General features: G+C 44.5%; 11 protein-coding genes and 2 pseudogenes. 7 read left to right on the forward strand and 6 right to left on the reverse strand.

All coding sequences use genetic code 11. The features are described 5' to 3' along the window. Positions 1-399: 399 nt before the first annotated feature. From F461_RS19630 to ade, 5 genes and pseudogenes are all read left to right on the forward strand, one after another. Positions 400-1,923 (forward strand): annotated as a pseudogene (locus tag F461_RS19630) (Cache 3/Cache 2 fusion domain-containing protein); the annotation flags it as partial. Between the two features lie 303 nt (positions 1,924-2,226). Continuing rightward, positions 2,227-2,823, forward strand: a pseudogene (locus F461_RS19635) (methyl-accepting chemotaxis protein); the annotation flags it as partial. A gap of 241 nt (positions 2,824-3,064) precedes the next feature. After that, on the forward strand, positions 3,065-3,916 hold the full coding sequence (locus tag F461_RS17250; RefSeq protein ID WP_020000370.1) for a glycerophosphodiester phosphodiesterase: 852 nt from the start codon (positions 3,065-3,067) through the stop codon (positions 3,914-3,916). Between the two features lie 25 nt (positions 3,917-3,941). Next, the gene (dsdA, locus tag F461_RS0106640; RefSeq protein WP_020000371.1) at positions 3,942-5,291 is read left to right on the forward strand and encodes a D-serine ammonia-lyase; all 1,350 of its coding nucleotides are present in this window, start codon (positions 3,942-3,944) and stop codon (positions 5,289-5,291) included. 151 nt (positions 5,292-5,442) lie between these two features. After that, positions 5,443-7,176, forward strand: a complete 1,734-nt coding sequence (gene ade / locus F461_RS0106645) for an adenine deaminase (RefSeq protein WP_020000372.1) — start codon at positions 5,443-5,445, stop codon at positions 7,174-7,176. 409 nt (positions 7,177-7,585) lie between these two features. Here ade and larC read toward each other — a convergent pair whose 3' ends face one another. Then, the gene (gene larC, locus F461_RS0106650; protein ID WP_020000373.1) at positions 7,586-8,758 is read right to left on the reverse strand and encodes a nickel pincer cofactor biosynthesis protein LarC; all 1,173 of its coding nucleotides are present in this window, start codon (positions 8,756-8,758) and stop codon (positions 7,586-7,588) included. Between the two features lie 223 nt (positions 8,759-8,981). Here larC and F461_RS0106655 point away from each other — a divergent pair, with 223 nt between their 5' ends. Together F461_RS0106655 and F461_RS0106660 are read left to right on the forward strand one after the other, a co-directional pair. Further along, the gene (locus tag F461_RS0106655) at positions 8,982-9,656 is read left to right on the forward strand and encodes a CBS and ACT domain-containing protein (protein ID WP_020000374.1); all 675 of its coding nucleotides are present in this window, start codon (positions 8,982-8,984) and stop codon (positions 9,654-9,656) included. Positions 9,657-10,209: 553 nt separating this feature from the next. Beyond that, positions 10,210-10,527, forward strand: a complete 318-nt coding sequence (locus F461_RS0106660) for a TusE/DsrC/DsvC family sulfur relay protein (protein WP_020000375.1) — start codon at positions 10,210-10,212, stop codon at positions 10,525-10,527. A 184-nt stretch (positions 10,528-10,711) separates the two neighbouring features. Here the strand turns inward: F461_RS0106660 and F461_RS0106665 are convergent, their stop codons facing one another. The 5 genes from F461_RS0106665 to F461_RS0106685 form a co-directional block, all read right to left on the reverse strand. Further along, complete coding sequence (locus F461_RS0106665) at positions 10,712-10,987, reverse strand: hypothetical protein (protein ID WP_020000376.1); 276 nt, start codon at positions 10,985-10,987, stop codon at positions 10,712-10,714. Between the two features lie 366 nt (positions 10,988-11,353). After that, positions 11,354-12,427, reverse strand: a complete 1,074-nt coding sequence (locus F461_RS0106670) for a nucleoside hydrolase (RefSeq protein ID WP_020000377.1) — start codon at positions 12,425-12,427, stop codon at positions 11,354-11,356. Next, on the reverse strand, positions 12,411-13,619 hold the full coding sequence (locus F461_RS0106675) for an ABC transporter substrate-binding protein (RefSeq protein ID WP_020000378.1): 1,209 nt from the start codon (positions 13,617-13,619) through the stop codon (positions 12,411-12,413). The genes F461_RS0106670 and F461_RS0106675 overlap by 17 nt, the downstream gene beginning before the upstream one ends. 321 nt (positions 13,620-13,940) lie before the next feature. Beyond that, the gene (locus F461_RS0106680; protein ID WP_020000379.1) at positions 13,941-14,738 is read right to left on the reverse strand and encodes a sulfite exporter TauE/SafE family protein; all 798 of its coding nucleotides are present in this window, start codon (positions 14,736-14,738) and stop codon (positions 13,941-13,943) included. Between the two features lie 39 nt (positions 14,739-14,777). Beyond that, positions 14,778-15,503, reverse strand: coding sequence for a FadR/GntR family transcriptional regulator (locus F461_RS0106685; protein ID WP_020000380.1), 726 nt, complete (start codon positions 15,501-15,503; stop codon positions 14,778-14,780). Positions 15,504-15,692 lie beyond the last annotated feature (189 nt).

The following is a 15,692-nucleotide window of genomic DNA, read 5'->3' on the forward strand; positions in this document are numbered from 1 at the left end:
TACAATATATACATTCTGATATAAAATTAAATAGTTACACTTTGACACAAAATTTTACTCACAATATAGCCACACTTTTGCTAAACAACATTATTTAACAAGCCTAAACAATAAGTTACAGCAACAAGAATTCCACACACAAACTGACAACAAATTAACGTCCTTGTTAATCCAACCGATATAATACTTATAATAGAACACGACACATACTTTTCAAACCAGCATTCACGTAATGAATATATATAAATTGATAATCAAAAATTCTTTTGCTGGATAAATTTTAAAAGTAGAGAGAATATAAAATATATGCGAACTGAAACGACTATTTATTAAGTGTTACGTCATTATTAAGCAAATGATGTATCTAAAAGATTAATTATAACTATTGGGGACGAAAAAATGGAGCTAAATTTTAACCGTAAATTAATCGGCTCTGTGTTGTTTGTAATTTTTACACTGCTAAGCGTGCTTAGCTGGAACAACTACACTGTGTCACATGATGCATTGGAAAAACTTGGTAATCAATTTATCAAAACAATGGTCGTCGAATTAAAAGATAGTGTTGAAATGCAACACCAAATAACGCTTGAAAAACTTGAAACAGATATAAATGTTTTTGATGATGAAATTAAAAAACATGATGGGATTAGTCTTGATTCAGAGAATTTAATTACCACAAATATCACCAACCAGATTACGAAACAGTCTGAACAAGTCACAATCCCTGCACTTTTGCTTGGTAATGGTGCCAATGCAACAATATTAAATAAAAGTAATAAACTCGTTGATGGCGTTCAATCCATGGTCGGAGGTACGGCAACAATATTTCAAGCTCTTCCCGGAAAGCTCCTTCGAGTTTCTACCAACGTAAAAAAACTTGATGGTACCCGTGCTACAGGCACCTATATTCCTGCCAGCAGTCCCGTATACAAAACAGTAATGAGCGGGCAGACTTTCCGCGGCAAAGCCTATGTAGTAAACGCATGGTATGTAACAACATATAAGCCCCTGAAAGATGCCGACGGTAATATCGTTGCCGTTGTCTACTGTGGTAGACCAATGATGACGCCCCCGTTACTCGAAATGATCAAAAAAATCACGTATGACGGACATGGATACCCAATGATTGCCCGCTCCGACGGATCATTTGTATACCATCCAGATACGTCTTTGATGGTTAGTGGCAACATGAACGACACAGAATTCGGCCGCATAATGCTGAAGAACAAAAATGGTTTTTCTCGCTACAAATATAATGGTGTGGAACATCTTTCATTTTCACAGATAATTGACGCCAGAGACTGGCACGTGTTCTTCACAATACCGGTAAAAGATCTCAGTCTCGGTGCTAATGACACGTTACAAAAATTGAGCATTGCCAGCATCATCGGCGGCATTCTGATCTCAAGTCTTATTCTTATATTCTTGCTTCGCAAGCTGTTACGTCCCCTTGAAGAATTAGGAGAAACAACAAAAAAAATCGCAGCCGGAGACCTTAACGCACGTTCTGACTACCAGCTTAATGATGCCATCGGCAGCACTGTTGCTTCAGTTAATACGATGGTTGCCGAGCTCAAGAACAAGCTTGGATTTTCTGAAGGTGTCCTTAATGGCATTCCCACTCCGTGCTCCATAGTTGGGCCTGATTTCAACTTACTATGGATAAACCAACAGCTTTGTGACCTTATAGGAAAAGACGGAACGCCAAATAGCTATATAGGAGAACGCTCTGGAAGTGTCTTCTACAACGACGCGAACCGTGAAACATTATCTGATCAGACGATTCAATCAGAAGAACCTATTCACAAGGACATTGAGTTATTACATCCTTCGGGGAAAAAACTTCATATCGAGGTCAGTATCACCCCCTTCTATGACATGGACAAAAAACTGCTGGGCTCTGTAGCGTTCTGGCACGATATGACCGAAATTCGCGAAAACGAAGCTATAATCATTCATCAGAATGAACGCATTGCCGATACGGCAGCGCAGGCACATTCCATTGCAGACCAAGTATCCTCCGCTGCAGAAGAACTGTCCGCACAGGTAGAACAATGCAGGACAGGTGCCACTTCTCAGGCTGAACGCGTTGGAGAATCCGCAATTGCTATTGAAGAAATGAATTCTACTACACTTGAAGTTGCCAGAAATGCCTCCGACGCAGCAGAAAATGCTGAAGATGCACGAATCACAGCTAATGAAGGTGCCGCCGTTGTCTCTCTGGTTGTTACTTCTATTGAGGACGTATATACCAACGCAAACTCAATGCGAACTACCCTCAACGAACTTGGGGCACAGGCTGATGGAATCGGTAACATTATCAGTGTAATTAATGACATTGCCGACCAGACAAACCTGCTGGCACTGAACGCTGCTATCGAAGCTGCTCGTGCAGGTGAAGCAGGACGAGGCTTTGCTGTTGTTGCTGATGAGGTCCGTAAGCTTGCAGAAAAAACGATGAATGCGACGAAAGAAGTAGAATCTGTTGTACAAGGAATCCAAACAAGTACTTCCAACACACTCAATCAAATGAATGAAGTGGCAGGGCTTGTCGAAAACACCACATCACATACGCAAGATGCTGGGAAAGCACTAAGCCAGATTGTTGATAGAGTAATGGAAACCTCAGACAGGGTTCGCTCCATTGCTACAGCAGCCGAAGAACAATCCGCAGCTGCAGAGCAAATCGCCAGTGCTACTGTCGAGGTAAACCGCCTTTCCGATGAATCAGCCCAAGCGCTTACGGAATCTTCATACGCAGTAGTGGAACTGTCCAAGCTGGCACAAAACCTTAAAACACTCATCGACGACCTCAAACAATAAGTACTTCAAAAGAGCCCGTGTTCAACCCACGGGTTCTTTTTTCCATCCTCCCTCTTCTCAACAGTACAACCACATCGTGTACAGAGAACCAACACTCTTCCAGAACTTCAGTACTTCACTCTCTGCATTATGAGTGATATGGCGTTATTAACGATATATCATTTCATGCAAGTGCATTTTGCAGCCATCACACGTTACTATTCATTCAATCGAGCACTGGCAGATTATACAGGAGAAGGCTGTGTTTACTGAAAAAGCCAATGAATGCATTACACACGCGCATCGCGGAGCACGAGCCTACGCGCCGGAAAACACCATGCCTGCATTTCGTAAAGCCCACGATCTAGGCGCTGAGGCGATTGAGCTTGATGTAAACCTGACCAAGGACGGATACGCGGTTATTTACCATGACTACGTACTTACCCGCACCACCAACATTGCAGAACTCCCGCATCTGCAAAAGCATGGTAAAAAAACAGGCATCCACCATCTCACACTCGACGAAGTACGCGTGCTAGATGCGGGCAAGTGGTATGCGGAAACCGACCCCCATGGACAAATTAACAACGGTGTCGTTCCTGCTGAAATCGCAGCCGCATTTGCCGGAACCACCATTCCGACTTTGGACGAGCTTCTAATTTTTATTAAAAGTTCAGGAATGCTGCTCAACCTTGAAATCAAAGATCAAACCCAAATAGGTGACCACAGTCACACCATCATACATACAATCCTTGAACAGATTTTCAAACATGATGTAAAAGAACAGACAATGATCTCTTCCTTCAATCATGACTATCTAACAAAAATCTACGCAGAAATGCCTGATATGCCGTTAGGAGTTCTGACTGAAAAGCGCATTGAAAAGTCTGTTGAATACTGCAAAAAACTTAACGCATCCGCGTTCCACCCATGTCGCACATTTACGACGGCAGATGATATTAAAAAACTGCGCGAGGCCGGACTGATGGTTAACATCTGGACAATCAACAGTGAACATGAGTTGTACGCCTTTGCACACTGGGGAACGAGCGGCCTGATCTCCGACTTTCCTGACCGTGCTCTTGCCGCCATACAGGCAGTGCGCTCACGTTAACACCTAAAGCCAGCAGGGGTTGTTCATGCCGACACCTTCAGAAAAGACTCTTCAAGAATGGAAAACAGATCCCATCATCCGTGATGCAACAGCACTGACTGAAACCATATGGTTCAACCCAAATACCCGTCCGCTTGCTGACGCAATGAAGCACATTACTCTCACAGAAGCAGACGTTAAAGATGCAGCAGCACGGCTGGAACGATTCCGTCCGTACATCGCGAAAGTCTTTCCTGAAACAAAGAAATTGCAAGGTCTTATAGAGTCTCCACTTCGTCGAATCCCCCATATGCAAGAGGCACTTGAAAACCTTTTCAACCTGCAGCTCTCTGGAGAACTCCTGCTAAAATGCGACAGCCATCTCCCCATATCCGGTTCGATAAAAGCCCGCGGAGGCATCTACGAAGTTCTCAGCTATGCGGAAAACCTTGCTCTTGATGCAGGTCTCCTTTCTTTTTCAGACGATTATTCCAAACTAGACACCCCAGCCTTCCGTAAATTCTTCAGCAGCTACACCATAGCAGTCGGTTCCACGGGTAACCTTGGTCTATCAATCGGCATCATGGGTGCCCAGCTTGGATTCTCAGTCAGCGTACATATGTCAGCAGATGCGAGAGAGTGGAAAAAAGAAATGCTGCGCTCAAAAGGCGTTAACGTCATCGAATATGATTCTGACTATTCTCTGGCCGTTGCCGAGGGACGAAAACAGGCTGAAGGCGATCAGCGTTGCCACTTTATTGACGACGAAAACTCTGTCACGCTTTTCATGGGATACGCCGTTGCTGGAGAACGACTAAAGAAACAATTAGCGGAGGCAAACATCACGGTAGATGCAGAACATCCGCTTTTTGTTTACCTCCCATGCGGTGTCGGTGGTGGCCCCGGCGGCGTTGCTTTCGGTCTTAAGCTTGCTTTCGGGGACAATGTACATTGCTTTTTTGCAGAGCCGACCCATTCTCCTGCCATGCTTATCGGTCTGTACACGGGATTGCATGATGCCATTTCTGTTCAGGATTTTGGAATAGACAACCGCACGGCAGCAGATGGTCTTGCTGTCGGACGCCCTTCAGGCTTTGTCGGCAGCACATTGCAACATCTAATAGATGGTGCTCTTACCGTCAGTGATGATACAATGTTTGAGCTTCTGGCCTTGCTTGCAGATACAGAGGATATATGGATGGAACCATCCGCGCTTGCTGGCATGCCCGGTATTACACGCATTCAGCGCAGTAAAGACTATATCAAGCAGCATGCTCTGCAAGATCACATGAAAAACGCAACGCACATCGCATGGGGTACAGGCGGAAGCATGGTTCCGCGCAAAGAGATGCAGAAATATTACGATTACGGTAGCAAATTATGTAACAAAGCCTAAGCCGGCAACCTGTAAAGCATGTATCATCAGCATGTTAGCAAAGCAAAAAGAAGACAGCAGTCTTCTCCTTTCATCCAAACGTGTTACATGATATTGGCTCCGTACCTAATACGATATTTTTACGCTATACATCATAATATAAGGATAGATCATGACTGAACGTGAAACTCTTGCCCGCCGCGTTGATATGGCGGCTGGACGAACTCCAGTAGATACTCTCATTACCAACTGCAAAGTTGTCGATGTTTTCTCTCAGACCATTTTCGAAAGTTCTGTTGCCATCGGCGACGGTAAAATCGTCGGTTTCGGCGAATACGAAGCTGCAAAGACTATTGATGCTGCAGGTGGGTATGTTATGCCGGGGCTCATCGACGGTCACGTTCACATTGAATCCTCCGTTGTTTCCCCTGCCCAATTTGCAAAGTGTGTTCTTCCATACGGAACAACCACTATCGTTGCCGACCCGCATGAAATTGCCAACGTCTGCGGTCTGGAAGGCATTCGCTACATGTTGGATGCTTCAAAAGACTTGCCGCTCAACGTACGTATAATGCTTCCATCCTGCGTGCCGGCAACCCCGTTTGAACACTCTGGTGCTATTCTTGAAGCTAAAGAATTGTCAGAACTTATCGACCACGAAGGCGTGCATGGTCTTGCAGAGGTTATGAATTTCCCAGCCGTTATCAACAGTGACCCGGCAATGCTGGATAAGATATACATGGCTTCTTCCCGCAACCGCATCTCCGACGGGCACACTCCGGGCTTATCCGGTCGCGATCTCATCGCATACGCCGCAGCCGGAATCAAAACAGACCACGAGTGTTCAACCGTAGAAGAAATGCACGAACGCATACGCCTAGGCATGTACGTGCTCATCCGTGAAGGTTCTGCAACAAAAGACCTCCGTGCGCTTGCAAAAGGTCTTACCGATGCCAACTATCGCCGCTGCGTATTTTGTACTGATGATCGTGAACCGGCAGATATTCTTGCAAACGGTCATCTGAATAAGAACCTCAAAATTGCTGTTGAAGAAGGCGTTGATGCTCTCCAAGCTATTACCATCGGTACCCTTAACGCGGCAGAATGCTACGGTCTCAAAGGTAAAGGCGCAATCGCGCCGGGATACGATGCTGATATCATGGTCGTTCGAGATCTCAGCGATTTTGAAGTAAGCCACGTGTTCACAAATGGCGAACATATTGCCAAAAACGGAGCCTTGCTTGTTGAACCACAGGAACTTGTTCGCGAATCCGTTCGCGATACAGTGAACCTCTCTGACATCTCTCTTGAAGATCTCAAACTCAAGCTTTCCAGCAATAAAGTTCGTACTATGCGCGTTATTCCAGACACAGTACTCACAGAATCCGTAATCAAAGATATTGTTCTGGATGAAGAAGGCTATTTTAACGCAAAACAAAACGAAGGACTCACTAAAATTGCTGTTGTAGAACGACACAATGCCACCGGAAACATCGGCCTTGGCATTTTCGAAAACTACCACATCAAAAATGGCGCAATAGCCACAACCATCGCACATGATTCTCACAACATCGTTGTTGCAGGTGATAACGACGCAGATATGCTCGTAGCCATTAACGACCTCAAAAAAATTGGCGGCGGCATTACACTTGTTCGCGACGGAAAAGTGCTCGACCATCTCTCACTGCCAATCGCAGGACTAATGTCTGATCAACCAGCACAGGAAGTTGCGACCCAAATGGAAAAGCTGCTTAACCTCGCTAAAGAATTTAACATCAACCCGAAGTTACAGCCGTTCATGACTCTCAGCTTCATGAGCCTCCCAGTAATCCCAGCGCTCAAGCTCACAGATGGTGGCCTCTTCGATGTGACTACCTTCTCTTTTGTGCCTATTGAAGCTGACTAACTAGGTAACAGTTGGCTCCAACAACTAGGCTTCCTTTTTTGCCTCCGGCGGCCAAAGAACCTTGTTGAAACAAGGTCCTCTGGACTCTCCAAAAACTTTTAACTGCGAGTTTAGCCCGTTGGTTATATCGCCCCGCCGCTTATGCTCCACTACCCTTCGAAAAATAAAAGGGCTGTCCTTCATATGAGGGACAGCCCTTTTTTATTTAAACCAGTATGATTAAGTCGCATGAAAACATTATGTACGGATGTTCTTCGCCTAATAAGTTTTTTTGGAGAATTTTAAAAAACTCTTGCGAGCTTTAGCCGTTTACGAATCTTTGAGCTTTACGGATAAAGACAACAGAGCGAGGCTCATAAGCCGCCGGAGGCAAACGTCGTAGACACAAAAGCGTCGCAGACCATGGGAGCTATTTAGTGTTGCCAAACAGCATATAGCGGAGCTCTGGCAAACTACGCCCTGTTTTTTTAGAAAACTTCAGGAGTTCTTCGTACTCAGGCTTAGAAATTTTCACTCCGTCGATACTATAGCTTTTCCCGGCCATCTCGCCGAAGGGAGTTTCTGTACGTTCTTCTTTGCGCGGCAGAAGAACACGTTCAGTCTTCTGTCTACGGAGACCTAACGTATGCGTGTGAGTAAAGAAAAGCTGTTCGATTTGTGCCAAGTCGGTTGGCTTGCAAAGAACTTTCAAACTGCCTGCTGGACGATTCTTTTTCATGACCCCGGCGGTGAAGAAAACATCAAGCGCTCCAGCATCAATAAAAATATCAAAACAGCGCCCTAGTTCTTCACCGGTCAAATGATCGATATGACTTTCTAACACGTAGATTTCATCAATTATTGCTTCTGATTCGGTAGGCATGGTTTGCTTTGGCATATCTGATTCAAGCAGGCTGATGCGCAGCCCGCCGCGAGATTCTCTTTGGCCATAACCGAGGCCTGTTTGCAAAAGAGTTCCTTCAGCGCCGGACGAAAAATCAGTTACAAGCTGATCTATGAGCAATGCACCGGTCGGAGTTACGAGCTCCTGTTCACACTCTGTAGCAAATACGGGCTTTCCTTTGAGCAGTTCAAGAACAGCTGGCGCAGGAAGCGGCAATATTCCGTGCTCACACTCAACTGTTCCGGAAAACCACGGTAGTTTTGATGCAACAATGTTGGTGACATCAAGCTGCTCAACAGCCCAGAAGGCACCGACAACATCGACGAGTGTGTCTATTGCACCCACTTCGTGAAAATGTATATCCTGCACAGCCTTACCGTGAACTGCTGCTTCAGTTTCCGCAAGACGCTGAAAAGCGTCAATTGAACGGGCTTGCACCTCATTGGAAATGGCTAGTTTTTTGATGATAGCGACAATTTCCGGCAGATGCCGAAGCGGTTGCCCTTCAGGCCATTTTACAGATAAAGACGTCCCAATAATGGACTGTCTCATTGTACTTAACGGTTCTATTGATACATAAATGCCTGCTTCAATAAAAATACGCTGCAACCGCGACAAATCAACACCCAGTTCATGCATAGCAGCCAAAAACATATCACCGCCAAGCCCGAATCGACAATCAAGATACAGCGCTTTCATTCTCTATTTCCTTTCATCACTGGGAAAGTAAGACGTCCTGCCAATACAAGACACATTATAAAACATTAATCGAATCTAATATCTACTAAGCGAACAGTTGTGCAAAGTACAGTCGCTTTGACATGACAATTTTCGCTTGTTCACCTACAAAATAAATGCTTATATATAAAACAAGTATACTATAAATGATTAAACGCACGAGTGTATATCAGGAGGAAAAATCATGCTGGTTCGCGACTGGATGGCAAAAGATGTAATTACTGTCTCGCCCGATACATCAATGATGAAGGCCTCCAAGGCTTTAAAAGCACACGACATTAGCCGTGTTCCCGTGGTGGATCACAAAGGTCGTGTAGTTGGGATAGTCTCAGATAGAGATATAAAAGAAGCCTCCCCTTCCAAAGCTACGACGCTTGATGTTCACGAACTGTACTACCTGCTCTCCGAAATCAAAGTAAAAGACATCATGACGGTCGACCCGCTTGTCACAAGCCCAACCAATACCGTTGAAAATGCTGCCTTAATGATGATTGAAAAAGACTTTGGCGGCCTTCCTGTTGTTGATGACGAGGGAAAGCTGGTGGGCATAATTACTGTTAGTGACATATTTAATGTTCTCATCACCATCACCGGTGCTCGGCAGGGTGGTGTTCAATTCGGTATCCGCTTGCCAAACGAAGCAGGCACACTTCGCCCGATCCTGAAGATAATGCGCGAACATAAAGCTCGTATTGTCTCAATCCTTTCCTCTATGGAAGAAGAAGAAGGGAAAGGCACACGCGAAGTTAATATCCGTATCATGCCAATGGAGCGTACCAAGGAAAATCAGATCATTGAGGAGCTTAAAAAGCAATTTGATGTTACATTCTGGGCACGTGACAACGTTCACCCTCAATAGAATATCACACGTTCAATGGATTTATGAGCGGCTCATTTAGAGCCGCTTTCTTTTTTCAATTATCAGATGGGTGCTCAGCCCCGCAGTACTTGGCAAGTGCTCTATTCTCACTTGCCAGTTGTCAATGTCACAACCTTCATGCTGCAACAATGCAACAAGTTTTATAATTCACACCAATCCCGCTCTAGATTACCTCTTCATACGGTTACATATTTTTAATCTGGCAGCTGTAACATACTATTATTGGTGACAATACAGACACACTTGTACGCTTGTGTTTTTTGGAACACTGTGGCATCTTAGCGCCGTTGATAGCACTTCTTTTTTCTTTTTTTTATTCTGTAAGACAATAAGAAAAATTGAATTTTCTGGGCTTGCCCATTGACAAAATGACTATCACGGCTTTAACAAGTCAGTGTTTGCTTTGTAGAGCAAACCTGGATGGAGACAAGCGGTGGATCACTGCTTTACATCAGGTTGTCAGCTGTTGCTGCAACCCGGCATATGTCTGAGCTAAATATAACGCTTATAGACCATGTCCAAGGAGGACAAAATGGCTGAAATTACTTATGAAGGTAAAACTTTCGAAGTTGATGAAGACGGCTTCCTGCTTAAGTTCGAAGAATGGTGCCCTGAGTGGGTAGATTACGTTAAAGAATCTGAAGGCATCTCTGAGATCTCTGAAGATCACCAGAAAATCCTCGACTTCCTTCAGGATTACTACAGAAAGAACGGTATCGCTCCTATGGTGCGTATCCTTTCTAAAAACACCGGCTTCAAATTGAAGCAGGTATACGAACTTTTCCCTTCCGGCCCAGGTAAGGGAGCATGTAAGATGGCTGGTCTTCCTAAGCCTACCGGCTGCGTATAGTCAGCTGATCTTACAATTTGAGCATGTAAAGCGGGAGTTTTCTCCCGCTTTTCTTTTGTCTAAAAAACATTATTCAGCATGTTACTCATTTCTCCCTCACAAAAACACACGTCCCCTCAATGCTTTCGCATCAAGGGGACACATGCCACAACTAAATCGCCTAACAGTTTGATATGAGAATAGCTTAATGCTCTGTAGTCATATCTGCGTTATCAAGCAAATCAATCCATTTCCTCTCTTCTTGCAACAACTCGCTTTCCAGAGCTAATTGCACAGACTCTTGTGTTTCACGCATTGTCCCAAAAAGGTTTTCTACGTGCCCCACAATATTACGCATTATCTCGGGAGAGACGACAAAATCTCCGCAGTCATTTTTCTTAACGGAACGCAGCGTTCCAGAAAATTCTGAAAATTCTTTCCCAAGTTTTGAAATCATATCATCCATTGTATTTTTGAGCACGGTGACCCTCCAGCGTATATATTTCACTCTCTGATTCAGCCCTAACTCTTTCAACCATTCAAAAAAGTTAGAGGTTAAAGATGCCGCCTAAAACATCTGCAGAGAATATGATCTACTAACCTAATTTTACTGTACTTTTTATCACAAAAACATTTTCTGCTCTTGCTTGAAAAGCACACTAGACCGGAGGTAGTTTTGCAACAAGTATATTTTTTTCCACAAGGAATGGAAAGTTAGGAACAAATCCAAGTATATTAGTGATACACGGAGCTTTTTCATGTCAAAAAAAGGATCAACTATAACCAAGCTCATTTCAATAATTAAACTAACAGTAGCAACTAACGTATTCAAAAACCAATTATTTCTTCAAACGTTAGATTCTAATGAAACAGCCCGACTCAATAAATCGCACAGCAATTCTTCAGCCCTTGCAGTGTCTGCATTAACAGCAACTTTGACCTTCGGCAAAGCCGCGTTACCAGCAGTTTTACACAGAGAGCCTTCATCTTGTGGAAAAAGTTCATATCCTGCTAAAAAACTTGGAATGTCTGCACTCATATATCGGTATGTACATACTGACTTCTCTAGCAGGGAGAGTATCGTCAACGGATCATGCATATGCGCACCAACAAGTTTGCGCTCAGCAATACTCCATTCAAGCCACGGCTCAATACTGCGAATGAGACTCTGCCCCAAAGCCCCTTTCGCAGCAGAGCGAACTTTTCGCACATGATTATTTCGTAAGTAAAAATGGCTGGTTACATTAGCAGTAATAAAGCAGACAGGTACACCAGCCTGCAACACTTCAACAGTGGCCTGCTTATCATACCATGTATTAAATCTAAGCGTTGTTGCCCATATTTCCGGCGGAATATCCGCAGTGTCCCATTCAAAAGCAAGCTCCCCGTCTAGTGGGGCAAACGAGCCCCCCATATGTACAACCTCTTTTATAAGTGCCCCAATATCCGGTGCTTTTCGTAACGCCAGTGCAAGATTGGTAAAACTTCCCAGCACAACGACTATTATTTCATGAGGGTTTGCCCGCACTGCATCAATCAACACATCAGCACCGGATGGAAGCAAAGAAACATCACGAGCGGGGATATCGGGAGCATTTCTCCAATACGTTCTCTCCCGGCTTACTGATTTTGCATCCAAATACTGGTGATGTGCCTCTCTGTCACCAGAAAGGGGCGTTTCCGCCCCTAATCCCACTGGAATATCTGAAATTCCGAATTGATCAAGAAGATACAACGTGTTTTGTGCGGCCTCATAGGCTCTACAATTACAAGCCGAGGCAACAATCGCCTTCACATCTATCTGCTTGGAAACAAGGCTTATGATTAGCGCAATGCCGTCATCCAGCTCGCGTACAGGCATTCCAAAGGAATTGTCTGTATCAATCACAAGTGAAATAGCATTATCATTTTTTAAGCACATGCTCTTCCCAGCCTTTTTCCAACGCTTCCAACCACTCAGAAGGAATTTCAGGAACGGCTACGGCACTAAGTTCAGCAGGCTTCAAAGTTGCTTCACCAAGATTGACAGCAGCAAACTCCGTGACGGTTTCTGAAGGCAATTTATTCATATCAAGCGCAGGGAAATCTCCCCACATTGCTGGTGAAAATTTTGAAAGCTGTGCTTCTGGAGAAAGCAGATAGTTCATGACTACCAACGCACCGGATTTATTAGGAGCGTTCTTAGGAATTGCTGTAAAATGTGTGTTGAAAATGGAACCTTCTTTCATAACAAAAGTACGCACACTTTCTGGATATGTTCCATCCAGAATACGATTCTGAGCATGTGTAGGATGGTACGCCATCATCATGTCAATTTCACCTCGTGAAAACAGCGTAGCCTGAAATGCTGGATCTTTTGGATAGGCTCTTCCTTCCTGCCACAGATAGGGAGCAATCTCGTTCAGGTATGCCCAAAGCTTTGGCGCATTAGCATCAAACAAAGCCTGATCAAACCCGCCTAAGTACTGAGCATAACCACCTGTTACAGCATAGAATACCTGACGAATAAATGCAGAACCGGTAAAGTCAGGTGGAGACGGATAAGTAAACCGTCCCGGATTTTTCTTCACCCAGTCTTTTAACTCAGCAAATGATGTTGGGGGATTCGGCGTACGGGCACTGTCGTATTCAAAAACAAACTGGGCGCGACCGTACGGAGCCTCATACCCTTCCACGGGGTAGCCAAAATCTGTTGCAGCCTCATCTGGATTCACGAATGCGATGTAGTTAGGCAAAAGCTGCGTTACCGGCCCTTCAAGCAAATCTGCTTTACGTGCATTCTTAAAATTTTCACCATTGATCCATAGTAGATCAATACTGCCTGTGTTTTTCCCAGCACTCTTCTCAGCAAGCATCTTGTTCATGAAGACCGGCGCACTCATAGGCACACGTTCAACCGTAATGTCATACTGTTTTTTTATTGCAGGGGCGACAACACTATCAATCCAGTCGTTAACGTTATTCATGCCACCATACATATAAAAACGGACGGTTGTTCCCTTTGCATGGGCAACATGCTCATTCCAGCTGACATCCTGTACAGCCTGTTGTTTTTCTTCTGGACCACAACCAGCTACCAGAAAGAGAAGCAAACACATGATTCCTGTTGCCATCAAACGAAAGACCTGTTTCACAAGCTACCTCGATTTTTTTTAAATCCAACGGTGTCTGACCGACTGAAAAAACATTTGTCAGGGGGAAGGCATACGCAGTTTGTACCGCACTGTTCAGCCCAGTAGTGTAGAGTAGGAGATACAAGACAGCAACCACCTAAAAAAGCACGCTTTCTCCCCCTAACCGTATTTTACTGGCGTTCTTAATGTTGCCCAGAATGACAACTATAAAATTTTGATTCTCCTATCATTACGTATAGAAAAAGGCACTCTATCTAACAATAATAGAGTGCCTCTATAGATTCAATCAAATTGTATCAGTTAAAACAAACTCAAAAGCATCTTCGTTGCCACAACAAACAACAACACAGCGAAAATTTTTGATAGTTTTGCTACAGGAAGAGCATGTGCGAGTTTTGCTCCCAGTGGAGCAGTAAACCAACTGGCACAAATTATACCTAAAAGAGCCGGAATATATACATATCCCAAAGAATATGCAGGCGTTACAGGATCAGAAAATCCAGACACCACATACCCTAAAGTCCCAGCAAGCGCGATTGGAAGTCCAATGGCTGATGCAGTCCCGATTGCAGCATGCATCGGTACATTACAAAATGAGAGAAACGGCACAGACATGGTACCACCACCGATACCAACGATACTGGATACCATGCCGATAACACCACCAGCACCGGCAAGGCCTGCGGTTCCCGGAAGCTCCCGGCTGGCTTTAGGCTTAATTCCAAGTAGCATCTGCGAACCGACGTAGTACAAGAAGCAAACAAAAATCCCTTTCAGCAGGCCAGAAGACATATAGGAAGCAACCCCTGCCCCCACCAATCCGCCGACGATAATACCCGGCGTTACCAAACGAAAGACATCCCAACGCACTGCACCACGTTTATCATGTGCTCTATAACTTGCGACAGAAGTAAAGATAATGGAAGCAAGAGACGTACCCAAGGCAAGATGCATCAGCACTTCCTGAGGAATTCCCTGCAAGGTAAAACTAAACACTAAAAGCGGAACAATAACCAATCCGCCACCAATACCAAGCAACCCTGCCAGCACACCAGCAAATGCACCAACGGCAAGATACAAAAGCACTACTGAAATCATAGACCTACTCCATTCTCATTAGAAAAACTGCAGGGGCGATTATTCTTCCCCTTCCAATTCGGAAAGCGCCAGCGATTCAACATACGCTATGTGCTCATACATTTCTTTTCGTGCCGTCTCAGGGTCTCTGGTTTCAAGCGCCCGTAAAATTCGTTCGTGCGTCTCAATTGCCCAATGCCTGCGATGACTGTTCTCCAAAGTAAATTCTAAACTCTGTGAAACAATGTCATGAATGCGCGTCACCATCTCCAACATAACACTGTTTCTGGTACCAGCCGCAATCAACTTATGAAATTCACAGTCTGCTTCGGAGCCATTACGCCCCTGACTGATATCATCTATCTGTTCATCCAAAACCCGCCGCAGCTCAACAAGCTCTTCTTCTGTAATATACCGTGCCGCAATGGCAGCTATTTGCGGTTCTATAACCTTCCGCAATTCAAGAACTTCAACATAGCGGCATTTATTTCTATCAAGCGCAGCGGAAACAGGTTTTCTGCCCTGTGCTTCTTCTATTTTGCGTACGTACGTGCCATCCCCCTGTCTTGAAAAAACAAGTCCTTGCTCTTCCAATTTACGTAAGGCTTCACGAACGCCATGGCGAGATACTGAGAAAATTTCTGAAAGCTTGCGTTCAGAAGGGAGTCTTTTCCCCGAAGGGAATTCACCACTGGTTATCAGGTCACGCAACTGGTCGGCTATATGTTCATGCACCCGACGTTGCTTTGTTCTCCGGTTGCCCGTTTCCTTTTTTGATGACGACATTACCCACTCCTTACGTATTTCAACTCAAGTTACTATGAGCAGGTTAACCCAGCTATCCAGATTGGTCAGACCAATACAGACTTGATAGCAAGCACCAAATCGTCTGTAAACAAAAAAGACCGCAATATTGCGGTCCCAACTTTAACAAAGCATCTTTGTACACATGTAATTCTATATTTACAAAATAAA

The organism is Halodesulfovibrio aestuarii DSM 17919 = ATCC 29578 (assembly GCF_000384815.1).
In the GTDB taxonomy this organism is placed as follows: Bacteria; Desulfobacterota; Desulfovibrionia; order Desulfovibrionales; family Desulfovibrionaceae; genus Halodesulfovibrio; species Halodesulfovibrio aestuarii.